This window comes from Peribacillus sp. CSMR9 (assembly GCF_033141925.1).
GTDB classification, from domain to species: domain Bacteria; phylum Bacillota; class Bacilli; order Bacillales; family DSM-1321; genus Peribacillus; species Peribacillus simplex_A.
Genome location: NZ_JAOPHO010000012.1, coordinates 16,989 through 43,045, shown reverse-complemented (window position 1 = coordinate 43,045; position 26,057 = coordinate 16,989). Strand labels below are relative to the sequence as shown.

At 42.9% G+C, this 26,057-nt stretch carries 19 protein-coding genes and 1 pseudogene; 15 read left to right on the top strand and 5 right to left on the bottom strand.

The window, feature by feature from the left end:
- Nucleotides 1-140 precede the first annotated feature (140 nt).
- The 11 genes from N9I19_RS08760 to N9I19_RS08710 all read left to right on the top strand — a co-directional run bounded on the left by N9I19_RS08760 (nucleotide 141) and on the right by N9I19_RS08710 (nucleotide 15,516).
- Nucleotides 141-1,388 (top strand): amidohydrolase family protein, encoded by a 1,248-nt coding sequence (locus N9I19_RS08760; protein ID WP_317777544.1) that lies wholly within the window; start codon nucleotides 141-143, stop codon nucleotides 1,386-1,388.
- 26 nt (nucleotides 1,389-1,414) lie between these two features.
- Complete coding sequence (locus N9I19_RS08755; protein ID WP_317777543.1) at nucleotides 1,415-2,665, top strand: amidohydrolase; 1,251 nt, start codon at nucleotides 1,415-1,417, stop codon at nucleotides 2,663-2,665.
- A 28-nt stretch (nucleotides 2,666-2,693) separates the two neighbouring features.
- A complete protein-coding gene (locus tag N9I19_RS08750; RefSeq protein ID WP_317777542.1) occupies nucleotides 2,694-3,941 on the top strand; it encodes an amidohydrolase in 1,248 nt (415 codons plus the stop codon).
- A gap of 422 nt (nucleotides 3,942-4,363) precedes the next feature.
- Nucleotides 4,364-5,659 carry a uracil/xanthine transporter gene (locus N9I19_RS08745; RefSeq protein WP_317777541.1) on the top strand — a complete coding sequence of 432 codons (1,296 nt, stop codon included), beginning with the start codon at nucleotides 4,364-4,366 and terminating at the stop codon, nucleotides 5,657-5,659.
- 500 nt (nucleotides 5,660-6,159) lie between these two features.
- Entirely contained in the window at nucleotides 6,160-6,426 is a 267-nt protein-coding gene (locus N9I19_RS08740; RefSeq protein WP_317777540.1) for a hypothetical protein, read from the top strand.
- Between the two features lie 25 nt (nucleotides 6,427-6,451).
- Nucleotides 6,452-8,398 carry a putative thiazole-containing bacteriocin maturation protein gene (locus tag N9I19_RS08735; protein WP_317777539.1) on the top strand — a complete coding sequence of 649 codons (1,947 nt, stop codon included), beginning with the start codon at nucleotides 6,452-6,454 and terminating at the stop codon, nucleotides 8,396-8,398.
- A complete protein-coding gene (locus N9I19_RS08730; RefSeq protein WP_317777538.1) occupies nucleotides 8,395-10,338 on the top strand; it encodes a TOMM precursor leader peptide-binding protein in 1,944 nt (647 codons plus the stop codon). Before N9I19_RS08735 ends, N9I19_RS08730 begins: the two co-directional genes overlap by 4 nt.
- Before the next feature lie 23 nt (nucleotides 10,339-10,361).
- Nucleotides 10,362-11,933 (top strand): SagB family peptide dehydrogenase, encoded by a 1,572-nt coding sequence (locus tag N9I19_RS08725; RefSeq protein WP_317777537.1) that lies wholly within the window; start codon nucleotides 10,362-10,364, stop codon nucleotides 11,931-11,933.
- Nucleotides 11,934-12,361: 428 nt separating this feature from the next.
- Entirely contained in the window at nucleotides 12,362-13,792 is a 1,431-nt protein-coding gene (gene pdxR, locus N9I19_RS08720) for a MocR-like pyridoxine biosynthesis transcription factor PdxR (RefSeq protein ID WP_317777536.1), read from the top strand.
- A 547-nt stretch (nucleotides 13,793-14,339) separates the two neighbouring features.
- Nucleotides 14,340-14,534, top strand: a complete 195-nt coding sequence (locus N9I19_RS08715; protein ID WP_061464872.1) for a hypothetical protein — start codon at nucleotides 14,340-14,342, stop codon at nucleotides 14,532-14,534.
- Between the two features lie 526 nt (nucleotides 14,535-15,060).
- Nucleotides 15,061-15,516: a YfmQ family protein gene (locus N9I19_RS08710; protein WP_317777535.1), complete on the top strand. Its 456-nt coding sequence runs from the start codon at nucleotides 15,061-15,063 to the stop codon at nucleotides 15,514-15,516.
- A gap of 136 nt (nucleotides 15,517-15,652) precedes the next feature.
- On the opposite strand, the gene N9I19_RS08705 is transcribed toward N9I19_RS08710, so the two are convergent.
- The 3 genes from N9I19_RS08705 to N9I19_RS08695 form a co-directional block, all read right to left on the bottom strand.
- Nucleotides 15,653-16,531: a MurR/RpiR family transcriptional regulator gene (locus N9I19_RS08705; protein ID WP_230301036.1), complete on the bottom strand. Its 879-nt coding sequence runs from the start codon at nucleotides 16,529-16,531 to the stop codon at nucleotides 15,653-15,655.
- Between the two features lie 106 nt (nucleotides 16,532-16,637).
- Nucleotides 16,638-17,330 carry an N-acetylmannosamine-6-phosphate 2-epimerase gene (locus N9I19_RS08700; protein ID WP_230301075.1) on the bottom strand — a complete coding sequence of 231 codons (693 nt, stop codon included), beginning with the start codon at nucleotides 17,328-17,330 and terminating at the stop codon, nucleotides 16,638-16,640.
- A 31-nt stretch (nucleotides 17,331-17,361) separates the two neighbouring features.
- Nucleotides 17,362-18,897 (bottom strand): maltose/glucose-specific PTS transporter subunit IIC, encoded by a 1,536-nt coding sequence (locus N9I19_RS08695; RefSeq protein WP_317777534.1) that lies wholly within the window; start codon nucleotides 18,895-18,897, stop codon nucleotides 17,362-17,364.
- Between the two features lie 191 nt (nucleotides 18,898-19,088).
- On the opposite strand from N9I19_RS08695, the pseudogene N9I19_RS08690 reads away from it, so the two are divergent.
- From N9I19_RS08690 to N9I19_RS08680, 3 genes and pseudogenes are all read left to right on the top strand, one after another.
- Nucleotides 19,089-19,569: pseudogene (locus tag N9I19_RS08690) on the top strand (ABC transporter permease); the annotation flags it as partial.
- 15 nt (nucleotides 19,570-19,584) lie between these two features.
- Nucleotides 19,585-20,649 (top strand): ABC transporter ATP-binding protein, encoded by a 1,065-nt coding sequence (locus N9I19_RS08685; protein WP_317777533.1) that lies wholly within the window; start codon nucleotides 19,585-19,587, stop codon nucleotides 20,647-20,649.
- Between the two features lie 1,215 nt (nucleotides 20,650-21,864).
- Nucleotides 21,865-23,769, top strand: coding sequence for an endonuclease MutS2 (locus N9I19_RS08680; RefSeq protein ID WP_317777532.1), 1,905 nt, complete (start codon nucleotides 21,865-21,867; stop codon nucleotides 23,767-23,769).
- Between the two features lie 110 nt (nucleotides 23,770-23,879).
- Here N9I19_RS08680 and N9I19_RS08675 read toward each other — a convergent pair whose 3' ends face one another.
- Together N9I19_RS08675 and N9I19_RS08670 are read right to left on the bottom strand one after the other, a co-directional pair.
- Nucleotides 23,880-24,023, bottom strand: a complete 144-nt coding sequence (locus tag N9I19_RS08675; RefSeq protein ID WP_317777531.1) for a hypothetical protein — start codon at nucleotides 24,021-24,023, stop codon at nucleotides 23,880-23,882.
- A 33-nt stretch (nucleotides 24,024-24,056) separates the two neighbouring features.
- Entirely contained in the window at nucleotides 24,057-25,022 is a 966-nt protein-coding gene (locus tag N9I19_RS08670) for a DMT family transporter (RefSeq protein ID WP_317777530.1), read from the bottom strand.
- A 137-nt stretch (nucleotides 25,023-25,159) separates the two neighbouring features.
- Here N9I19_RS08670 and N9I19_RS08665 point away from each other — a divergent pair, with 137 nt between their 5' ends.
- Nucleotides 25,160-26,050: a LysR family transcriptional regulator gene (locus N9I19_RS08665; protein ID WP_089363029.1), complete on the top strand. Its 891-nt coding sequence runs from the start codon at nucleotides 25,160-25,162 to the stop codon at nucleotides 26,048-26,050.
- The last annotated feature ends 7 nt before the right edge of the window (nucleotides 26,051-26,057 follow it).

The following is a 26,057-nucleotide window of genomic DNA, read 5'->3' as shown; positions in this document are numbered from 1 at the left end:
CCATTAGGGTGAGCCTTTTTTCTTTGGGACAATAAGTAAAAATAACATAAAAAAGAGTAAAAATTCTGAAATTATTAGATGACCTTTAGAATTATAATGAAAGGGACGCATGTTCAATCTGGAATGGAAGGGTGAGTTTAATGTCACAATCGTATTGGCTGACGAATGTACGCTTGGAAAATGGTTTTACTTATGATGAAAATGAAACGATTACCGGTACTGAAACGGGAAATTACCACATTAAGATTGAAAATGGAATAATATCATCCATTTTATTAGCGAAGGAATCGATAACAGATCAGGACCCACAGCATGATGTTCACGGTCTCCTGATGGTCCCTTCATTTAAAGAAATGCATATTCACATTGATAAAACGTACTATGGCGGACCTTGGAAGGCTTGCATGCCTGCCATTAATGGCGTGAAAACCCGGATAGAGGAAGAGCAGGCCTTACTGCCCGAGTTATTGCCTACCGCTAAAGTAAGAGCAGAAAAAATGCTGGATTTATTATTGGACTTCGGATCTACCCATATACGCACCCATTGTAACATTGACCCCGTGATAGGTCTGAAAAATTTAGAGGCCACCATTCAAGCGTTAGAAGGGTATAAGGATAAATTGACGTATGAAATCGTCGCATTCCCACAGCATGGACTATTACGCTCAAATTCCGCAGGATTACTACGGGAGGCCATGAAGTATGGGGCGAATCTTGTAGGAGGCGTGGATCCCGCCACAATTGATGAAAATATAGAGCGGTCCCTTGAAACGATCATGGATATCGCGGTTGAATCGAATTCCGATATCGATGTCCATTTACATGACCCGGATCAGCTTGGACTCTTTACGATGCAACGTCTCGCTTCCATGACGGAAGACGCAGGATGGCAAGGAAGGGTAACGGTTAGCCACGCCAGCGGTTTGGCAGATCTTTCAGTTCCAGAAGCAACGAGTATAGCCGAAAGGTTTTCGGAAACAGGAATATCCATTACATCCACAGTGCCTATCTTCAGGACGATCCCCATCCCCCTGCTCCATGAAAAAGGGGTGAAAGTCGAACTGGGTAATGACAGCATCACTGACCATTGGACACCCTTTGGCATTGGGGACAATCTGGAAAAGGTCGGCCGCCTTGCCGAGAGGTTTCGCATGATTGACGAACGCTCATTAGCTAAAAGCCTGCAATTCATAACGGGAGGGACTACCCCATTAAACCAAGACGGGATCAAGGCATGGCCTAATGTCGGGGATGTGGCGAATATCGTTTTGCTTGAAGCAAGCTGTTCAGCGGAAGCGGTGGCCCGAAGATCAAAGCGTGCCGCTGTCATCTTCAGGGGCAATGTTGTTAGCGGATCTATTTCATCTTTCGAGACGACAGGTGTTTAATCTTCTATTAAAGAGAGTGAAGTTTGATGAATAAAGCATACTGGCTTACAAACGTTACACTTGATAGTGGATTTGTTTTTGAGAATGAAAGAATTGTTCGAACAAAGACAGCTCCATACAACATGTATATAAAAGATGGGATCATAGAGGAATTGCAATTGGCTTCAAGTATGCCTTTGAAAACGGATATGCCCGTTCAAGACGCGAAAAAGCTGCTTGCACTTCCTCCTTTTAAAGAGATGCATAACCATCTGGACAAGACCTATTTAGGACTGCCCTGGAAATCATGCACTCCGGTTCCGAATTTAATGGAACGCTTAAAACTAGAAGCGGAAGAGCTTGCTGAACTTGCTGAAACTGGGCGACTCCGGGCTGAACGGATGCTTGAACTATTGTTAAGAGGCGGTGCGACGCATATAAGGACGCATGTTAACATTGACCCATACATCGGTATGAAAAACTTGGAAGAAATTCAAAAGGGGCTAAGTAGTTTCAAAGGAAAAATGACATATGAGATCGTGGCTTTCCCCCAGCATGGACTGCTAAGGACGAATTCAAAAGGGTTAATGAGACAAGCCATGAAAGAAGGGGCGGCTTTGGTGGGAGGCTTGGATCCTGGTGGAGTGGATAATAATATTGAAGCTTCCCTATATGAAATGGTGGATCTAGCCGTTGAGTTTGATGCAGATATTGATATCCATATACATGATCCAGGTCATCTTGGATTTTATACGATCAAAAAACTGGCTTCTTTAATCGAGGAAGCTGGATGGAAAAATAGAGCGGCTGTCAGTCATGCCTTTGCACTTGGGGATGTCCCTATTGAAGAATCACATGAACTGGCCAGTATTTTATCAAACCTAGGAATAGCCATCATGTCTACTGTTCCGATAAACCGGGTAATTCCCCCCATTGATTTACTTCATGAAAAGGGTGTCCAGGTTGCTCTCGGATGTGATGGTTTTTATGACTCCTGGTCTCCATTCGGTACAGGAGATATGCTGGAAAAGGCAGGAAGATTGGCTGAGAGGTACAACTGGAAGGACGAGTATGGATTGTCTCAATCGCTCCAATTCATTACGGGCGGGATCAAGACACTGGACCCTGAAGGAAATCGTTTATGGCCGAATGTGGGAAATGACGCAAGTATGGTATTTGTGGGTGCATCAAGTGCTGCCGAGGCAGTTGCCAGGAGATCGACGCGCGCTGCAGTCATGGTCAATGGAAATCTTGTTTACGGTGGACTCGACTGCGAATCTGCCTTGAAGGCGAATTGAATGTCTATTTCAAGAAGGGATGAAGGGCATGAATACAATCTATTGGTTAAAGAATGTTCGTTTGGAATGTGGTTACCGGAAAGAGAATGAAAGAGTTACAGGAACGATAACCGGGCTATTTCATCTGTTGGTGAAGGATGGAAAAATCACGAAGATTATCAATGATGGGGAAGCCATACCTAATGATTCACCAGTGGAAGATGCAAAAGGATTGCTGGCATTACCCTCCTTCATTGAAAAGCATGTCCATCTTGATAAAACACTGATGGGGGATGCTTGGAGAGCATGCACTCCTTCTTCGAGTGTCATTGAACGCTTTGAAAATGAGAAAAAGGTTTTGCCTTCCATTGCAACTAGCACATGTAAACGTGCAGAGTCTTTACTGGAAATCCTTTTAGCTTCTGGCTCCACACATGTACGGACTCATGTTGATATCTACCCGGAGGTGAGATTGCAAAACTTAGAGCAAGTACAACAGGCGCTTGCCGGCTATTCTAGTAGACTCAGTTCAGAAATCGTCGCATTTGCCCAGCACGGATTGTTGCGGTCGGGTTCTGCCAAGCTTGTCAGGGAGGCATTGCGAAACGGAGCAGGAATCGTCGGGGCAGTCGATCCAGCATCAGTCGATAACAATATTGAAGCTTCGCTTGTGCAATTGATGGATCTAGCAGTGGAAGCGGACGCTGATGTGGACTTGCATTTACATGATCCCGGGCACCTGGGCACGTTCACCATGAAACGTTTGGCAGCTCTGACCAAGCAAGCAGGCTGGGAAGGCAGGGTAGCATTAAGCCATGCGTTCGGTATAGGGGACGTATCCAAGGAAGAAGCCTATGAGCTGGCTGACATTCTTAGGGATGCGGGGATTTCCATCGTCACCAGCGTCCCCATTAACAGACAGATGCCCCCTGTCGATTTATTACATGAAAGAGGGGTTGAAGTATCAGTAGGTAATGATAATATCTTTGATGTATGGTCACCTCTAGGGAATGGCGACATCTTAGAGAGAGCCGGCAGGCTGGCGGAACGCTTCAAATGGATTGATGAAGTCTCCCTATCTCGAACACTTGGGCATATAACGGGCGGAAAAACTCCATTAGATGAAAATGGTAACCGAATATGGCCGAAAGCTGGGGATGCTGCAAGCTTAGTATTGATTGACGCGAGCTGTTCTGCAGAAGCAGTTGCGAGGCGTTCTGAACGTAAAGCGGTCATTTACAAGGGGAATTTAGTTTCCGGTTCACTGTATAAACAAAAGCAGTCAATAGAGTTGTAAGGCTAACCTAAGGATCTCTGGATACTTCCGGATTTCCTTTTTCGTTTTTGGCGGCTTCCGTGTACTTTTATTTACATATGTTATATGCTGTGGACGTGATTTTTTTTGGCTATATGAATTAGCACTCCCAGTCTTTATCAATATTATATTTTAAAACGCTCTGTTTGCCTGCCTTGCATCCTTTATCCAAGCAAACAAATTAGCAGGGAGCCGCAGTCTTTGTTACTATTATTGGGAACGTTATCATTTCTCATGCATCTGCAAAGGTCATATGACATAAATCATGTGACCAGCAATGCAGCAGCGGACCATCCGGGACCGCGTCTATTAGCATGGTGCTGTCCTTTCGCCATTTTCAAGGGAAGGACAAGTGAAATTTACCATGAGTTTGAAAAGTATCATGTTCAAAGGAGATGGAATCTATGAAAAGTTGGAGATCTTCTGTGACTCTATTTTCTTCTTTTCAATGGTTGTTTTTTATTTTTGCAAATACGGTAGTAGTGCCAATATCGATTGGCGCAGCTTTTGATCTTCCTCCAAATGTTACGGAAATGACCATGAGAAGCTCGCTCATTTTCACCGGGATCGCTTGCGTGATTCAGGGGTGGAAGGGACATAAGTATCCAATTATGGAAGGGCACTCCGGACTACTGTGGGGAGTGATGTTGAATTTAGGGTTATCTGCACCATCCATAGGGCTCGGTTATGCTGAAATAGGAGGGGGAATAGCGACTGGCCTCATTGCAGCTGGTGTAGTGACCATCATTATTTCTGCCTTCAACCTGATTTCTTATGTCCAGAAGATTTTCACTCCCATGGTCATGACCGTTTACTTATTCCTTCTGACGTTCCAGCTCATTTTTGTCTTTTTTAAGGGGATGCTCGGGATCACGGAGGATGGGGGAATTAACATCCCGGTCAGTATCCTGTCATTGGGGATTGTCTTTTTAGTAAGTATATTAAAGATAAAAGGACCAAGGACCATTAGCAATTTCTCCATTTTGATCGGGATAATAGTGGGGTGGATTTTTTACTCGCTGCTATTTCCAGAGGCTGGGGGAGAAATGGGGTCGGCGAGTGCCTCTTTTTCATTTTTCCCATTAGGTGTTCCAAACCTGGAATTCGGGATAATAGCGATTTCTTTTTTTGCAGGATTACTGAATTTGTGTAATACGTTCGCTTCCATTCAAGCTGCATCCGAGTTAATGGGGGATGAAGCTGACCACAAGCAGTATCGAAATTCTTTATTCATGACTGGCGGTTTTACCATTTTCGCTCCTGTGCTTGGCCTTGTTCCGTATACACCTTTTACTTCATCCATTGGATTTTTGCAAAGTACTCAAATCTATGAGCGGAGGCCGTTCTTATTTGGAGGCATGCTGTTGACCATAATCGGACTCATTCCTCCTTTTATCTCTTTCCTGGCCACCATGCCCATAACAGTCGGGAATGCTGTATTGTTCGTCGCTTACCTTCAACTGTTTGGCACGGCTTTCAACAGCGTCAAGGGTCAGCATTTTACTTCAGACACGATATTCAGGCTTGCCGTACCAGTATTGGTCGGAGTGAGTTTGATGAATATCTTGCCTAATGCATTTTCGGGCGTTCCCACGCTTTTACAGCCCTTTTTGACTAATGGGCTCATAATGGGTGTATTGATATCTATCGTGCTGGAGAAATCAGTAAACTGGAAGCGTTATGAACAACTGCAGAATTAAGGTGACTTTCCATTTAAGCATATCCTGACGACCGATCGATATGGCTATACATAAATGATCCTCCATTGAAATAAGGAAGAGGAAAAGGCAAGTGACTTGTAAGAACCTTAATTTAAAGAGGTGTGCATGAAAGCCGGAAGGATGTAACCTTCTGGTTTTCTGTTTTTTTTTATTTGTATTTTAATGGTAATCAGGCATTCGTCGTGAATGGGTATTTGGTGAAAATAGGCTTTTTCTTCAGTAGCAATACCCACTCCCCTTACATATTTTGTTGAAGGGAGTACTTGATGTGGTGTGGGTTCCCAGATTATCTTGAGCCTATTTCCTTTTCTGTAATAAGTATTCCCTCAATGAATATATGGAGGTTATATAAATGTATGAGTTTCAAAATCAACTTCAAATGTTGAATGTAGACGATTTTCAGGTAAGCCAGCCAGTTCTTTGGGATCAATATCAGCAACCAATGGAAGATTCTCGTCAGTTTGGTTTAGGTTTCGGTTTTGGTTGTTTTGGTTGCCTTGGTTGCTTTATTGGGGGCTGTGGGTTCGGTCGTTGCGGGGGTTGTGGGGGTTGTGGGTTCCGTTGCGGAGGTTGTGGTCGCTGCGGCGGTTGCGGCGGTCGTTGCGGACGTTGCGGCGGTTAAGTATCCAGGTTTTCTAAAGGAAGTCCCTGCATGTGCAGGGACTTTTCTTTATAGCATTAGACATAAGGGACAAATTGTTGTACATAGGATTAAAGTGAAGTGCTGTGCTAATAGCAGTACTTAAAATGCATCGGGTTAGGAGGAGCGGAATGGTGAATTTGACCCCTTCTATGCGTTTGAAAGTGAAGAGAGATACGTTTTTTCTTCCGGAACCGAATAGAGGTGTGTATTTCAGGAATAACATAAGTTCGTTCCGTATGGAGGGCGGCTCGATCGTCCAGTGGATTGAAAAGCTATTACCGATGTTCAACGGAAACCATACATTGAGCGAGTTGACGGATGGATTGCCTGGCCCATACCGGAACAGGGTGATGGAAATTGCCGAGGTTTTGTACGGCAATGGGTTTGTACGGGATGTAAGTCAGGACAGTCCCCATCAATTGAGGAATCAAGTACTTGAAAGGTATGCTTCACAAATCGAGTTCCTGGAAAGCTGCGGCGATTCCGGGGCTTACCGTTTTGAAACTTATCGAAAGAAAAAGGCGTTGGCCATAGGCTCTGGCCCATTGTTCCTTTCATTGGTGTCCTCGCTGTTGGAATCCGGATTGCCCGCATTCCAAATCTTCATTACGGACACGGTACCGACCAATAGAAAAAGATTGAATGAAATCGTGGCGCATGCGCGTAAGACGGACGACGAGGTTTCCATAGGGGAGGTCGTGCTTGAAAAGGGAGAAGAGATTGAATGGCAGGAAATCGTGCAGCCTTTTGACACGATTTTATATGTGTCACAAGAGGGTGATATAGAGGAGTTAAGAGGACTTCATTCGGTTTGCAGGCAAGGGAAAAAGATCCTGTTTCCTGCATTGATCATCAATCAAGCTGGCATGGCTGGTCCGCTTGTCCATCCTGATTCCAAGGGGTGTTGGGAGTCAGCGTGGCATCGTTTACATCAAACTGTGCTGGAAAAGAATCAGGCGTCTGCTTCTTTTTCCTCCACAGCCGGAGCGATGTTAGCCAATATAATGGTATTCGAGTGGTTTAAAGAGGCTACAGGTGTTACTACAGCAGAACAAGCCAATCAATTCTATCTGTTGGATATGGAAACATTGGAGGGGAAATGGCATCCATTCATTCCACATCCGGGGGTGACGGGAAAAGGGGCCGCTAAATGGATTGAAGATTTTGATCAGCGGCTCGAACAGAAATCGGAACCGAGTAAGCCGGGGAAGGTGTTTATGTATTTCAGCCGGTTGACATCGGCGGAATCCGGAATCTTTCATAGTTGGGAGGAGGGAGATTTAAAACAGCTGCCGTTGGCTCAATGCCGCGTTCAGGTTGTTGATCCGTTGTCGTCCGGCCCGGCCGAACTTCTGCCAGATATTATCCGTTCAGATCTGACGCATGAGGAAGCGAGGAGGGAAACCGGCCTGGCGGGGGTTGAAGCATATGTATCCCGAACACTCAGCCAGCTCGTACCGACTCTATCTCCGCTTAAAGGAGCAGGCGAAATAAAGGAATCCATCGGTGTCGGAGCAGGGGAAACATTTGCTGAATGTGCTTGCCGTGGGTTGCAAAGCAGTTTGGATACAGAGTTTGGAAATAAGGAGTTCAACCAGGAGAATCTTGTGGCAGTGCAGTTGGCAGAGGTGGATGATGAACGCTGCCGGTATTATTTACAAGCGTTGACCCGGCTGCAAGGAGATCCGATCATCGCGTTGGGTGAGGAAGTGTCTGGTTTCCCTGTAGTTTGGGCAGGAACGAGCGATGGCTGGTCAGGCGCTGTCGGTTTGAATGTAACGATCGCATTACGGAACGCGTTGCAAAAGGCGGTTATGAAAGTCCAAAATCAGACCGTTTGCCTCACAGCTCCAGATTTAGTGGCATCGCCTGTTCTTAAGGAAGAAATGCCCTTGAATCTTGTGATTCCTTCGTGCGGGGTGACGGGGGATTCCGAGATATTAAAGTCCGCCATTCAAGTCTTGAAGAAGAATAAGAAGCGAATCTTCGTTTTCGAATTAGAACTGGAAACTTTCTTGAAGGAAGAAATGGCAGGAGTGTTTGGGGTGCTTTTGCGAGAGGAGGAATCAGGGTGAAAACTGACGTATTGGTTGTCGGGGAAGGAGTGCTGGCCGACTATGTTCATGGGGACCTGTCCGGCCAATATCAGGTGAATCGCCAAACCGATTTCGAGGCAGGAATACCGCAAACGACGGCTATGGTCCTTGTGCTGCAAGATGCCTGGAATCCAGCTGTCCATTTAAAGGCGGAAGAGGTGATAAGGCAAGCGGGCATTCCATGGCTGCGGGGGTTCGTTTCATTTGGAGAGGGAGTGATAGGTCCGTTGGTGCACCCGGATGTTCCTGGCTGCTCACAATGTGCGGACCAAAGGCATCTCATGGCTGGGCGTGATCGAAAAGAAATGTGGGAAATCCGCAAACAGCTGGAGGAAAATGGGGGGATGGATCGTGATGCGGCTGCATCACGCACAGGCCTTTTGCAGATGGCACACCTGATTGGGGCAGAGGTAAGGAAGGCGATGAAAGGAGAACGCGCCTGTTCGGAAGGGCGTGTATCAATCATCAACTTGAAAACGCTGAATGGCTCGTGGCACTCATTTTTACCAGACCCATTGTGTCTGGTTTGCTCAACATTACCTGATGACTCGAAGGAGCGTGCCAGGATTACGTTACAGCCAAGCCCGAAAATCAGTCCCGACAGTTACCGTACCCGTTCAATGGAAGAACTGAATGAAGTTCTGGCCAAGGATTACTTGGACCATCGCACAGGTTTCTTGAATAATAAAATGATCGACCTTGTGCCGCCATTTGCCGATGTAAGTGTTAATTTGCCTTTATTCATAGGAGATGAGGGGGCGGCAGGCCGTACTCTCTCATATGCGGCCAGTGAGATGACGGCCATATTGGAGGGATTGGAAAGGTATTGCGGTATGGAGCCCCGCGGCAAACGGACAGTCATACATGACAGTTACAACAACCTTAAGGAATTTGCGCTCGATCCGATCAGGATAGGGGTACACTCTAAGGAAAATTATGCACAGCGGGATTTCCCGTTTCAACCGTTTAATCCTGACCGCTCGATAGATTGGGTATGGGGCCACTCATTTTTGCAAGAGCGGCCGATCTTGGTCCCGGAATTGCTTTCCTATTACAGCTTGGGCTGCGGTCATGGGTTTGTCTATGAAACTTCCAATGGCTGTGCTTTAGGGGGGAGTTTGGAGGAGGCCATTTTCTACGGCATCATGGAAGTGGTCGAACGTGATTCGTTTCTTCTGACCTGGTATGCGCAGCTGCCTCTCACACGTCTTGACCCTTATTCTGCAAATGATAAAGAACTGGAATTGATGATTGACAGGGCGAGGGCGGCAGCAGGGTATGATATCCATTTGTTTAATTCGACCATGGAACATGGTATCCCGAGCGTATGGGCGTTGGCTAAAAACAGGAAACAAAAAGGATTGAATATCATATGTGCGGCAGGGGCCCATCTGGACCCGATCCGGGCCGTGAAAAGCGCGGTCTTCGAGTTGGCTGGCATGATGCTGACACTTGACGTTAATTTGGAAGAGAATCTGGATGAGGTTGAGAAAATGCTGCATGATTCTTCACTGGTACGGAAAATGGATGATCATGGCATGCTGTACGGTTTGCCGGAAGCGGAAGAGCGACTGCAGTTTCTGCTGGATGATGACCGTCCAATGCGGACGTTTGATGAAGAATTCAAGCAAATGCCAAAGCATGCGGACTTGACCGATGATCTGCAGGACATTCTTCAGGAGTTTCGCCGATTGCAACTCGAGGTGATTGTGGTGGATCAGACGACACCGGAAATTGCACGAAATGGATTACATTGCGTGAAAGTGCTGATACCGGGGATGCTGCCGATGACATTCGGCCATCATCTTACCCGCATAACGGGGCTTGAGAGAATACTGAGGGTTCCGATGGAACTTGGATATGCTGAACGGCGGCTTGAATTCGAACAGCTCAATCCGCATCCGCATCCTTTTCCATAAGCGGTGATTTAGGAGGTTGGAGGATGAGTCTAGAAGCATTTTTGCACAATTTGCATTTTGATATCGAAAAGGCAAGTCCGCCGGATTGGGAAGTGGATTGGGATGATGCACCGCTGACGTATAAGCTTTACCGTGACTTGCCTGTTTTTCCGCTATCACTGGAGGTGCCGCTGACGCTGGAGGGTTGCAGCGGGCCTTCAAAACAGGACCTTAAAGGAATCGGTCATTTCCTCTGGTATGCATATGGCCTGACCCAAGTTAGTCAGGTATCGAGCTCCTCGGAATCTGAGGACCTCATGCAGTCATTCCGGCGTTTTCCGCCATCAGGGGGAGCTTTGTATCCAAGCGAATTGTACGTGTACTTGAAGATGGAGGGATTACCTGCTGGCATATACCATTATGATGTGGCACACCACCGGTTGGTATTGTTGCGGGAAGGGGATTTTGATTCATATTTAACAAAGGCTCTTGGTGAAAAATTTGATATGTCTGCAAGTTTTGGAACGGTTTTTGTATCGACGATGTTTTGGAAAAACTTCTACAAATATAATAATTTTTCATACCGTCTGCAAGGGCTGGATGCAGGCGTGCTTCTTGGACAGTTGCTCGAAGTGGCGAAACGGTTTGGAATCGCCGCTGGGGTGTGCTTCCAATTCCTTGATCGGGCTATCAATCACCTTCTTGGGCTTTCGGATGAGGAAGAGAGCACATATGCGGTGATCCCCTTATCGGCAGACACCAAATTTTGGTGTGCTGATGAAAGTAATGGTAACGGACCTGTCACTTCGACAGAATTATTGCCGGAATTGACGGGCATTCAGCCTGAACACTATGTTCGGTCGCAAAGAATCAGGGAATTTCCGATGCTGACTAAACTGAATGCAGCATCCCTGATCGAATCCACCCAATCATTCAGGCGGATCAGTCCGAAGAATGGGACTAAATCCGAAGGACATATTGTAGCCCTTCCTATCGTGAAGCGGCTGTCCTATGACTTGGCATCAGTTTGCCGGAAGCGGTTTTCACCTGAAATGGACTTCGCACTCGGGAAAGTCAGTCAATGGCAGCTGGCTTCTCTCCTGCAGGAGGCAACCGCTTCGTTCTCCTATCGTAATGACTTGGATGGAAAAAACGGGAACGATGAACATCGCGTTTCATTATATGCTTGTTTGTATAATGTGGAAGACATACAAGATGGTGCATACCATTACGACAGCACGACACATACATTGCAACAGATACAATCGGGAGATCAGCGGCTCCGATTGCAATACGGAATGTCCCTCGATATCATGAATTTTCAGCAAGTGCCAATCTGCATACATGTAGTTGGCGATCGGGACCATTCCAGAATGCAACTTGGATATAGAGGATACCGGATCCAGCAAATGGAGGCGGGGATGCTCGTTCAGAAATTACTAATAGCGTCGTCAGCCCTCGGAATGAACGGGCACCCGCTGCTCGGCTTTGATGTGAATATGTGTGATGAACTTTACAAGATCGGTGGTGGTCCTCAAGGAAAAACGAGCCTGATCCAAATCCCGATCGGCCATCATCGAAATCGTCCCTGGCTGAAGGGAAGTTTGCATAGTTAAAAATGTAACGATAGCCTTCATTCCTTTTAAAGAATGAAGGTCGTTTCTATTCAATGCGGAAAATCCAATTATTAATAAAGGCTCTTTTCGTAAAGATTGTTGTTTTTAAAACGAAACTATTTAAGGTTGATTGGAGCGCAAGTACGAGACTCCTGCGGGAGCACCGCCCGCCCCGCGGAAAGCGAGCATCTGAAGGGGAAATCAACCACACCACATTACTTGGAAAATGGCAACAAAGTATGCGAAAACAGCCTTAATAAAAAACTGGAACTTGAAAAATGGTATAGCTTCCAACCTAAGAGTGCAATAATCCCGGCCGAGGATTATACTGATATAAAAGGTTTTACCATTTAGGGGAATGAATAAGTAGATAAAAAAGCCAATAATTTGGAACTCTTTTAACAAAACCAATTTAAAGGATGTAGCTTATGGAATGGAGAACGGATAGAAAATCCAAGGAGCCTTTATATAAACAAATAGCTGGTTATATTGAGAGTGGTATTGCTGATGGAACATTTTTACTAGATAAGCCGTTACCTTCTGAGCGCTTCTTGGCACATGAACTGGGGGTTAACAGAAGTACAGTTGTAGCAGCTTATGATGAATTGGAAGCAAATGGGTTAGTTGAACGAAAAAAAGGAAGCGGAACGATGATCAGCAAGGATATATGGGGAATCAACAGAAAACGTATGCCTAGTTGGAATAGATATATCGAAGCTGGTTCATTTTTACCCAATTTGCCGGTAACCCAAAGAATACGTAAAGAAACTGAAGGAAATAATCTAATAAACTTAGCTAGTGGGGAGGTATCAGAGGACTTATTTCCGGTCCAATCCTTACGTGAAATCATTTCGAACAGGTCCTTTATTGGAAGTTTAGGTTATGATCACCCCCAGGGCAATGCTGTTTTAAGGGGCACAATTACTAGTCATGTAAAACAGTATAGAAAAATTGATACTCATCCATCTTCCATACTCATTACCTCTGGTGCACAGCAAGCCATACATCTCGTTGTCCAATGCTTGCTAAAGCCAGGCGATGCCGTTGCATTGGAAGATCCATCATACAGTTACAACCTTCCCATTTTTCAATCCGCAGGACTAAGAACTTTTCTTTTACCAGTTGATAAGGATGGCATCAACCCAGAGGATTTACTAGCACTACATAAAAAACATCGAATCAGGATGATATTTTTGAACCCTGTTTTTCAAAACCCAACAGGAACTGTACTTCATATCAACCGACGTAAAAGGATTCTAGAGCTTTCATCCGAATATGGAATACCGGTTGTAGAAGACGATCCTTATAGTTTAACTTCCTTTTCTGGGGAAAAAATCTCTACTCTTAAATCGATGGACAACAACGGAAATGTTTTATATATAAGCTCTTTGTCAAAAATTGTTGCTTCTGGCTTAAGAATTGGCTGGATAATAGGACCGAAACCAGTTATAGAGAGACTGTCTGATGCTAAGCAGCAGGTTGACTTCGGCCATGGCTCCTTTACTCAATGGATAGCAAATGATTTTTTGGATTCAGAGTATTTTCCTGCCCATATTACTTATTTAAGAGAGCAGCTAGAAAAAAGAAGGGATGCAATAGTTTCGAGTCTTAACGAATTCCTGCATAAAGAAGTTGAGTATTTTTCGCCAAATGGTGGAATTCATTTGTGGTGTAAGCTGAAGGTGCCTTTGAACGAAATAAAGTTACTGGAGGAATCTATCAAAAGAGGAGTTATATACGTTCCTGGTTCAACATTAGGTACAAATAAGGAATATGTACGCTTTACTTTTGCAAGGGAAAATGAGGCTTCCATTCATGAAGGCATCAAAAGGTTTGCAGAGGCTGTAAAAAGTTTATAAGGATCTTCTCGGACTGTAGACAAACTCGATTTCAATGAGTTTGTCTACAGTCTTTTTATGGCTTGTACAACTTAGATGTTGATTTCCGCTCCAGGCACTCGCTTTCCGCGGGCGGTCCGGGAGCCTCCTCGACGCTTCGCGCCTGCGGGGTCTCCCCTGGCCACGCTTTCCCGCAGGAGTCTCGCGCCTTTCGTTCCAATCCACTTTGTTTTACCTTTTAGATCGAACCCTTTTGCCTAAAGTCTTGGAATAGAATCATGTTTAGAAAGCATCCTCATCTCTAAAACAATAGTCTTTGCACCTTTCTATGTATATGAACGGAAGAATTCAGCAAGTGGATGGTGGAAATTTCACTTAATTGGATGGTCCTAAAATTGGTTGTTCTTTTATTATAGAGAAGTAGGGTTTTCTAATATATTTACGATGAGCGATCGACCTGCCAATCAGGAACGATTTTTTGTGTAGTTTCACTATGATATACGATGAGAATCGGAATAATTTGAAATGGCTCAAGGAAATGGATAATAATATTGGGAGGCGTTGAATCATGACGATAAGTGTAATATTAGTAGTAGCCATTAGTTTAGTTGCTCTGGTGGGAACCCTTTCGTTAACGGGGAAGAGTGATAGTGATTATTCTGCAGCAACGAGAGGGAATTTGTTGAACCTTAGTTATATATATATTGGTCTTGCCCTAGTATTAACTGTAGGCATCATCTACTTCGTAATAAAATTAGCCTAAGATACCACGTGAATGATTATTATAATAGTATATCAAAATGCATGGAAATGTAGGCTTAATTGTATAAAGGTCATGTTGTGTACGAGTGATTTACAAAACATATCTCTATTTGTGGGAAATTGTGAATTTGTTCACATATGTGGCGGAAATGTGAACGAAAGAATCTGATTAATACGTGAAAAAATCACCTTTGCAAGCTGGGTGAACAAGAAACACGGTAATAGAACGGTCACTTCAAAGAAAAACTGACCGCCTCTTTCAATTAAACTTTAAATTAGGCTCTTTTCGTTAAGATTGTTGTTTTTAAACCGAGACTATTTAAGGTTGATTGGAGTGGAAGTGCGAGACTCCTGCGGGAGCAGCGGGACAGGTGAGACCCCACAGGCGTTTACGCCGAGGAGGCTCACCGCCCGCCCCGCGGAAAGCGAGCATCTGAAGGGGAAATCAACCACACCACATTACTTGGTAAATAGCAGCAAAGTATGCGAAAACAGCCTTAAATTATAACGTAGCGGAGATGATGAAAATGACAGTGCCTGTATTGATTTTGACAATTATCTTAAGTTTGCTTAAATTATTAGTTACCTGCCTTCCAACCGATGCAGTGAATTGGATTCTGAGTAAATTCAAAATACATTCAGAAATTAGTGGCGCGGATGCAATCGTAACCTTTGATGGAAAAAGTTTGGAAGGTGAAGACAAAATTCAAGTAATTAATTATTTTAACGAAGCTAAGTTCTTGAAAAAAAATCATATATTCCCAGGGAACGAGCAATTGTTTTTACATCCAGAGAACAGTGGGATTCCAATAATGATTGATACTAAAAGAGGAAAAAATGATGTTAGATTATTTGTGTACATTTACAATGACCACGTGGATGTAGTCAAACAGTACAAGAATAAAGTAGTTGCGTATAGTCTTCTTTCCGAGAGCCTCCAAGAACGTTCCATGCCAATGCCAGTAATAAAGAATTTAGTTTAAAAGGAACATAAGAAAAGACGTCTTTTAAAGTGGACTGCACCCCAATTGTTAGTAACATCCAAGCAATTGGAGATGCAGTTTTTTTATGATTCGTGTATTGGTAAGTCATGTACTTTTTTAACGGATCGTCCGAAAGTCAGTCGTTCTCGGTCAATACCTTTAAAGTCTTTTCCCTGATGCTTATCCTGTTTTTATAATCTTTAGCAACCAACTCTGTATATATTAAATCAAAAAGTAATAGCAGCGGAAGCAATGGAGAGATGTTTTGCCCCATATGCATGCTGTTCTTGCTCGTGACCAATAGCGAGATATCGCCAAGCTGTGAGAGCTCGGAATTCTTATCTCCAGTAAAGATCAGGATGCGTGAGCCTTGCTTCTTTGCGATTTTAACTGCAGAAATCACTTCTTTCGTTGTTCCGGAAATGGAAATGCCGATGACAACACTATTCTCGTTACTTAAAGCTGCATCCATCATTGACTGATGGGGATCTGTAATAGCTTCAACAGTTAAGCCGATACGGAAAAACTTTGACTTGAACTCCTGGGCCGCTATACCTGAACTCCCTATTCCATAAACATGAATCTTATTTGCCTGTGTAAGGTAAGATACAGCTTTTTGGATATCGTCATATGTGGTTATATGAAAGGTATTATCAATGATACCTAAGTGATCTTGATACAGTTTAGCGAAATAATCCACCTGCTTGATGTTCTTCAAATTTTTCGGTGTATTTCGGAGATCCACGAACCTTTTTAACTCATGCCTGAACTCATTGAACCCGGAAAAGGCTAATTTCTGGCAAAAACGCGTAATGGTTGCAGGTGAAATATGAAGCTTTTTAGCGATTTGACTAATGGTTAACTGACTTACTTCTTCAGGGCGCTGCAGAATGTAATGGGCCAATTCTTCTTCTGTTTTGGTGAATTTGTCCATGCTGCACTCAATGCCATATATGAGGTTTTCTGCGAGATATTCCATTTGATCACCCATTTCAAATTTCTTATAAGTATTCATAGTTTAATGTATCCATAAGGGACGTCAATAACCTGAGGAACCATGAATCGTAAAAAAGACCCAAACTGTTGCCAGTCTGGGTCTTTGCATTACTATGTGCAATGTTCTATTCTTGGATAGCGTCCACGAATCTTTTAGTGATTTGCTGCGGTCTGGTAATGGCACCGCCCACTACTACTGCATGGATATTCATATCCAATACAGAGCGGGCGATTTCTGGTGTTATGACATTTCCTTCCGCGATCACTTTCGCTTTTTTCACTGCTTTTACTATCTCTTTGAGCACAGCATAGTCATCCTGATATATTTTCTGGCCGAACGTTTCGTTTGTATAGCCGTATAAAGTGGGCGCTACAATATCGAATCCTAAATCGTCAGCGAATATGGCTTCCTCTATGGTGGATACATCGGCCATTAGTAAAACATCGGGATATTTTGCTCTTATTTCATCATAAAACTGCTTTAATGTTTTACCGTCCGGTCTTACCCGGGATGTAGCATCCGTCGCAATGATTTCCGCTTTAGTTTCCATCAATGCATCAATTTCGGCCATGGTGGGAGTGATATAGACATCGTTTTGTCCATATACCTGTTTAATGATCCCTATGACTGGAAGGTCCACATTTTTCTTGATTTCCATTATGTCAGCTACAGAGTTTGCGCGAATGCACTTCGCACCGCCTTCTTTGGCAGCAATGGCCATGCGTCCCATAATAAATGAGCTGTGCAGCGGCTCATTCTCCAATGCTTGACATGATACAATTAAGCCTTTGTGAATTTTATCCAGCACCTGTTGCATGTTTAACACGTCCTTATCGTTATCTATGTTCTCAATGACCCAAGTATTCTTCCACTTCATTTTTGATGATCGTCACTTGGGGACCGTAAACTATTTGAATGCCATTTCCTTTTTTTACGACGCCTTTTGAACCGGTTTGTTTAATGACGTCTTCTTTCACCAATGATTCATCCTTTACCGTGACACGCAGACGAGTTGCACAGCAATCGACAATATCGATATTATCCTGTCCGCCTAAACCATTGACGATGGTCTGGGTTCTCTCTGATGCGGTTACTTGTGTAACGGCGGCCTGATCATCATCTTCACGGCCGACCACTTTCAAATTCTTTTTCCTGATCAAGAATTTAAAAGTGAAGTAGTATAGGAAAAACCATGGAATGCCGACGAGCAGTACATAAATCCAGTTTGTTTTACTGATACCCTGGAGTATCCCGAATAAAGTAAAATCAATGAATCCTCCAGAAAAGGTTTGACCGATCGTTATATTGAATATATCTGCCATCATGAAGGCAAGTCCGTCAAACAAGGCATGAAAAACATAAAGGATCGGGGCGACAAATAAGAAACTGAATTCAAGCGGTTCGGTGATGCCTGTTAAGAAAGATGTCAAGGCAGCTGAAAGAAGCAAGCCGGCCACGACTTTCTTATTTTTAGGTTTAGCGCAGTGATAAATGGCCAGTGCCGCGCCGGGTAAACCAAACATCATCGTGATGAACCGTCCGGACATGAACCGGGAAACACCCTCATAGTACTTGACGGTAGTCGGGTCTGCCAATTGCGCAAAGAAGATATTCTGGGTCCCGCTGACAATCTGCCCTTTTATCTCCATCGTTCCGCCTAAAGCTGTTTGCCAGAATGGAAGGTAGAAAATATGGTGCAACCCCAACGGCCCGAGCATCCGTAATATGAATCCGTAAAAGAAAGTCCCGATCGTACCTGTGCTCGTTACCAGCGCACCTAATTGGTTTATGAAAAGTTGGAAATAAGGCCATACGATAAAAAGCACGGCTCCAACCAAGATGGACGCGAAGGAAACGATGATCGGAATGAAACGGGAACCACCGAAAAACCCTAAAACTTGCGGAAGCTGAATTTTATTATATTTATTGTGCAAAAGTGCGGCAACGATACCTACTACGATACCGCCAAACACACCTGTCTCCAGTGTTTGGATCCCGACCACCATTCCCTGTCCGGCACCTGCCAAATTCTCTTTGGCAAGTTCCCCGTTTATTTGAAGCAGTGCATTTATTGAACTGTTCATGACGAAGTAGCCGATCATGGCTGCCAGTGCAGCGGTCCCTTTATCCGAACGTGCCAATCCTACTGCAACACCTACAGCAAAAATGACCGGCAAGTTGCCGAATACGATACTTCCTGCAGAACTCATGATCGTGAAAATGGCCTGCAGCCAAGCAAAGTCTAAAAAAGGATAGGCCTCAACTGTATTTGGATTAGAAAGAGCACCGCCAATTCCCAGCAATAAACCGGCCGCTGGCAAAACGGCAATCGGGAGCATAAAAGATTTACCGAACTGCTGCGCTTTCTCAAAAGCTTTCTTCATAATAATTCCTCCCTCATTTAACGAGCCTTTGATACTCTCTATTTTTAATCGCTCTATACTAGCTATATTAAATCCCTATGAGAGCGTTTTCAATGCGATTCAAGGTTATATCAATTGTTTTCAATCTTGCGCTTAGTTCTCTGAAAAAGTTTTCAAAACAGGAAATCGCTTGGCTATCTGTTGCACTGTAACTGGGAGTGCCGGCTGCCTATGCATTAAGCCGGTTCGATTTCAAAGGAAAAAGCGTGATTCATGCATTTTTCGTTTCTCCCATATTAATACCGGGAATTGTGCTGGGCTTTGCGTTTTTACGTTATATTGTGGGGGGTTATCAGCTTCCGATTTATGGGCTCTGTTTGTAGGACATACTATTATCATGCCGCCGTTCATCATCCGTGTGATTCAAGCGGATCAAATTTTGACTTTTTCATTGAAGAAGCAGGTGAGAGCCTTGGAGCGCACTTTCTTTAAAGTCGTCCTACCGAATCTAAAATCAGGAATTCTGGGCAGTAATGACCGCCTTCTTAGAATCCTTCAATAATGTAGGAATTTCCGTTTATATGACAGGGGCTGGGGTAAGGGCGTTTCTGATTCAGATGCTGATGTATGTAGAAAACTACTTTGATCCTACCAGAACGGCTCATGGGCTTGTCTTATTTCACAAAACGATAAAGGAGGTAATGATGGATGGCTTTGTTCACTTTACAAGATATATCTGTAGCTTATAACAAACAGAATATATTAAAGGATTTCAATCTTGAGATTGAAAAAGGGAAATTAGTATCCCTTCTTGGCCCGAGCGGCTGTGGGAAAACGACGACCCTGCGTTTAATTGCCGGGCTTTTAAAAGCGAACGAAGGGAAGTTTTTATTTAAGGAAAAGGACTATACGAAAGTGCCTGTTAACAAGCGGAATTTTGGCTTTGTGTTCCAAAACTATGCATTATTTCCGCATTTGTCGATATTCGAAAATATTGCATTCGGACTCCGTCTGAGAAAGAATTCCAAAAGTGAAATTGAAAATAAAGTAATGAATGTGCTCGAAATCGTCAATTTAAAAGGATTTGAAAAGAGATATCCCAAAGAGCTTTCAGGAGGGCAAAAGCAGCGGGTTGCGATTGCCAGGGCACTGGTGATTGAACCGGACATCCTATTATTTGACGAGCCATTGAGTAATCTTGATGCAAACTTAAGGGTGAATATGAGAGTCGAGATTCGCCGCATCCAACAAGAGCTGGGGATTACAACGGTATATGTTTCCCATGACCAGGAAGAATGCTTTTCGATATCCGACCAGGTAGCGATCATGAATAAAGGGATCATCGAGCAGCTTAGTGATCCTGCGACCATTTACAAATATCCTGAAACCAAATTTGTAGCAGATTTCATCGGCTTCAAGAACTTCATTGAATTCGATAAGCGTACGAATCATATAGATAAAATTGAACTGAACAAGCAAGGCTACTCATTTGTGCTGCACAAGGATGCAAAGATGACCAATTCAACTGGAAAAATAGGTGCTATCAGGCCGGACGATCTGATGATCAGGGAAAAAGATAATGCTGGAGCGGTTCTGGAAAATAGTTTAACTGGCCGAGTCAAGGTGAGTACGTATCTGGGAAAAAGCTATCAATATGTCATTGAAACCGTGATAGGGGATTTCAATGTGAACAAGGAAATGACGGAATCCTACCGGACGGGTCAGGAAATCATCCTAGAAATTCCGAAAAACCAGATGGTGCTTATTGACTAGCTTAGGAGGGTAGGTTATGCGAATGTTCAAGTATTCGATCACTTCTTAAGTCATGGACTGATCAACGTGAATGAAAGGAAAATGGTCCCTCTCATAATGAGTGATGACGCTTAATCCCGTATTCTTACGAATGCTATTCAAGAGAAATTTGAGCTAATTAAAACGGTCTATTGCAGGAAGCCTTTTCGTCAAATGTCAGCTGCACTTGTAACTAGGGTAGAAGGGGAGAATACGGCCTTTTTTTTATTAGTGTTTTATTTGAACGTAATTACGATTGTTGGAAACATATGATAGGAAAGAGGGGCGACTGAGGATAGAGTGGCAGGTCACAGTTTTGCTTTTCCATCTAATTTTAGACATTTCTTATTGAACTTAATTACAGATATGGGTAAAGAGATATTTGTTGCTATAGCAACCAGTCTGATCCTGTCTGTGAAAGAACCACTCATCCTCCCAAGATGGCAATGGTTCTTATTTTGACGATTAAATAAGTTAGTTGTGACCAACCACTCTTGCTGGTTGTCAGCCTCATGTTAGCTTATTGGGCTGTTTTCAGTTTAAGTTAATATAAGGATAACATACGGATTTTAAAGTAAGTATTCAGACATTGAAAAGGGAGTTACTGAAGTAGCACTGGAAATGCTGCGTTGCGGAAGTTAAAACTTTGGCATTTAGGAATAGAGGGGCAATCGTCAAATCATGGGCTTGACTGCATTTTTGTTTTCCCTTTTTATTTAAAAAAGAAAGAAAGGCAAAAAAATGAATTGACTCTTTTTTACTGATATGGTATGTTAATTCCAATCTAAGAAAAGGTGTGGTGTTTTATGTCGGGAGTAGGTATCAACTAATTTAGTTGAATAAGGTATTTAATCACTGATTGGTCAGTGGATTAAGTATGCCTTTTTCCACAGTGCAATTCTGCATTGTTGGATACCTACCTTAAGACTGCTTCCTTTTCCATAAATCGTGTAACATGTAGGTGTTACGACGAAAAGCATGGTGGGATTTGTCCTATCATGCTTTTTTGTGTACGCGGTTCTATTCGAGCTGCCTAATTTGTTATCGATTGTAGGTCCTTATCTATAGATAAGGCCGATGCCCGCAGGAGCTTTCTACTCAAATGGCTTGTTCATTTGTAAAGGTAGGGGGACTTTTGCGGGCATTTTTTGGATTCTGGGAATTTTAATCACTCACTCATTCAAGGGGGATCATTAGATGAATAAAATGACTTATGAAAAATTACAATATATCCAACTCAAGGAAATGGTGAAAAACCATTGCGTAAGCGGATTGGGAAAAGCGTTATTGGATCAGCTTAAGCCGAGCAGCCATTTGAATGTCGTTAAAAATCGATTAAACGAGACCACGGAGGCAAGGAATTTACTGAATGCGGAAAGTCATATTCCCTTAAAAGGCATTTCACATGTTGGCTACCATATCGACAAATTGGAAAAGGGAATGATATTGGAGCCATCAGAGTTAGTGGCGATAGCAGACTTCTTAAGAGGCTGCAGGAATATCAAGAAATTCATGACCGATAAAGAGTTCTTTGCACCAACACTTCATTCCTACGCCCGCTCGATGACTGAATTCAGGAGCATTGAAGAAGAAATCCAATTCACCATCAAAGGAAATGCTGTTGTTTCCGAAGCAAGCAGGGATCTGAAACGCATCAGGAACCAAATCATCAAGACAGAAAGTAAAATAGAGGAACGGCTGAATAAGTTCTTGAAGAGCGGAGCCAATAAGGAGTTCATTCAGGAATTCTTCATAAGTAAAAAGGATGACCGCTATACCATCCCGATCAAAGCCTCCTATAAAAATCAGGTGGCAGGAACGATCGTGGAAGTATCTGCAAAAGGGGCTACCGTGTTCATTGAACCTGCCTCTGTGACGAAATTGAATGTAGAATTGGCAAGTTTAAAAGCGGAGGAGTCGATGGAAGAGTATCAACTTTTGGCCACATTATCTGGAACGGTTTTCGAGCAATTGAAACCGATCAAGATAAACATCGAGTTAATCAGTCAATATGACATGATCTTCGCAAAAGCCAAGTTCAGTAAAAGCATGGATGCGATCGAACCGAAAATCAATGATCATGGTTATATTAAGTTAAAAGGCTGTAAACATCCCCTTTTGCCACAAAACAGTGTACCTTTGGATTTTGAAATCGGTAATGATTATCGCAGCTTGATCATTACAGGCCCTAATGCAGGTGGAAAGACTGTCGTCCTGAAAACGATTGGCATCCTAACGTTAGCTGTCATGTCAGGACTGCATGTTGCCGGGAAAGAAGGGACGGAGATTGCCGTCTTCGATCAAGTATTTGTCGACATTGGTGATAACCAAAGCATTGAAAATGCACTGAGCACGTTTTCATCGCATATGAAAAACATCTCGGAAATCATGGGGGCATTAACCAATAACTCATTGCTGCTGTTCGATGAAATCGGGAGCGGAACGGAACCGAATGAAGGCGCCGCTTTAGCGATTGCCATCCTTGAGGAATTTTATCAGAGGGGCTGCATAACCGTTGCGACGACCCATTATGGTGAAATCAAGCGCTATTCGGAAATACACAGTGATTTCATGAATGCGGCCATGCAATTCAACAGTGAAACACTTGAGCCAAAATACAAGCTGTTGATTGGTCAATCCGGGGAAAGCAATGCCCTCTGGATAGCAAAAAAAATGAATGTCCGTGAAAAGGTTTTGCAAAGGGCAAAGCTTTATATCGGCAATAAAGACTATGACTTGGAGCGTGTCCAGGAAGGTAAAATCAAGAAAGCGAAGGTATCGGCGGTTCCAAAGGAAGCATTGTATGAATTTGAAGTCGGCGACAAGGTGAAGGTAAGCGAACTGGATGATTATGCGATCGTTTATAAGAAAAAGGACTCATATAATAATGTCGTCGTACTTTTCGAAGATACCTTCATGGAGGTTCATGCCAATAGGCTCGAGCTTGAAATAAAAGCCGCCGATTTATATCCGGAAGGCTATGATCTGAGTTCTTTATTTGTCAGTTATAAAGAAAGGAAATTGAACAGGGACCTTGAAAGGGGATCAAAAAAGGCTTTAAAGAATGTAGCGGCGGATATCCGGAAGAAACTTGGTGAATAGTACGGTCATGTGGCAGTAAAATATCGAAGCAAAGTGCAAAAGAAGCCTCAAATAAAGAGGCTTCTTTGCACATGGTTTGCTTACAGGCACTGTTGTGCCAAAAGTCCATTTTACTGATTTCTTTTACTTCTATCATTATATAGATTAATTAATTCTGCATTTTGCTCATTCATTTTTTTCACATTCTTATTAATCGTTGCCAATTCCCATAGTATAGACAATCCAAAAATTATTATTATTGTTAAGTAATCCATTATTGTCCTCCCATTGATGTTTTGTACCATAAATTAACTGACTCTTTTTTCTTTCATTGGATTCAATTCTTCAACATGGGAAGGCAAGTTTTTTCTTTGATAATAATTGTTTTGAATTAAAGCATATATCACTAAAAAAGTTCCCAGTAATTCGAATGATGTAAGTGATCCCCCTTGGATAAAAACAATGGCTAACGTGGTTATTGGAACTAAATTGATAAATAGAATGCCATTAATGGGCGTTAAAAGTTTAATACCTAAATTCCAGCTTAAAAGTGCAATGGCACCCGGGAAAATAATCATGAAAATCATCTCGCCATAAATGGATTCAATAACCTCTGCTGTGGGGACAGGCAGGCCAATTAAAGTTGCAAGGAATGTTATGATTGCAGATACTGTTGTTCCCAAAATACACGTTAAAGTCGAATAGCGGAGTGTTGACCACCCATTAAATTGGTCGCCGCCCATCGTATATATAACCCATCCTATAACCCCAAAAAGAATGAAAAGAATAGGGATGATGCTATCCTTCAATAAAAATAGGAATGATAAATTGCCATTGGTAATCACAAGAATAGCCCCTATTAAGGCAAGGGACATACTTGCGATGGTATATTTCATAGGTCTGGCATTTTTGAAAACCCACATTATCATAATTGAAATCATAGGCATTAATGATTCCATGATGGAAGCAACGATTACCCCGTTATGGCCCAGTAAGTCTTGACCTGCGAAAATGAGAAAGTTGTATACTGTAAACGCCATCGTTCCAAAAAACAATAAGTTCTTTCCTTTCCCTTCCAAGCGAAAAGACTTCGTTCCCTCTTTAATTAAAAGCAATATCCCTAAAATTATGCTAACAGCTAAATATCGCAGAAAAGAGAAATAAAAAGGATCTATATACATGAGTGCCCTTTCTGCAACCGGAAACATGGCTCCCCAAGAAATGCTGGCTGTCAAACATAAAAGTGCACCGATTAAAACTTGATTCTTTTTCATTTAAAGCTTCCCCTCAAAAAAATAATGATTGATTAAATTCCTATACACACTTTATGATAAAGTCATTATCATGTAAAATGACTTAAAGTGAATGTAACCATCATTATTAATGATATTTAGGAAAGGGGGTCACTTTTATGGAAATTCGGGATTTGCAAATATTCCAGTGCGTCGCTAAATATGGAAGCATAAGTAAGGCTGCTGTTGAGTTGAATTATGTCCAATCCAATGTAACGGCGAGGATTAAGCATTTGGAGCATGAGTTACGGACGCCTTTATTCAATAGGCATAAACGTGGTATGTCTTTAACCGCAGAGGCACGAAAGATGCTGGTGTATGTAAACAAAATTTTGCTTGATATGGAAGAACTCAAACAAGTATTCCTGGATAGTGAAACACCTACGGGGATATTGAACATCGGTACTGTTGAAACGGTCAGCGGCCTTCCTAAGATTCTAGCCTCTTATCATAAACAGTATCCAAATGTCGATTTATCCATAAAGGCTGGGTTAACGGAGGATTTAATTAAAGATGTTATTGAACATAGGCTGGATGGCGCTTTTGTTACAGGACCGATTAAACATCCACTCATTCAGCAATACGATGTGTGTACAGAAAAACTTGTTTTAGTTACAAGGAATGAAACATTAAACCTTGAAGAATTTTTAACAGAACCAATTTTAGTATTCAGTCAGGGTTGTGGATATCGATCTAAACTGGAGCAATGGTTGAAAGAGGAAGAAGTGATGCCTAAAAGGATTATGGAGTTCAATGTATTGGAAACCATCTTAACCAGTGTAACACTCGGCCTTGGCATTACCCTCGTACCACAATCAGCGGTAAATCACCTTGCAGCCAATGAAAACGTGCATGTTCATGCAATTCCAGAAGAGTACGGCAATATTTCGACTGTCTTCATTCATCGTAAAGATGCTTATATGACAAACTCCATGCAAAGCTTCTTACAAACAATCGAAGCCAATCATGAATGTACGGTCAATCCGATATCAAGCCTGAACCATTCCTGAGCCAATA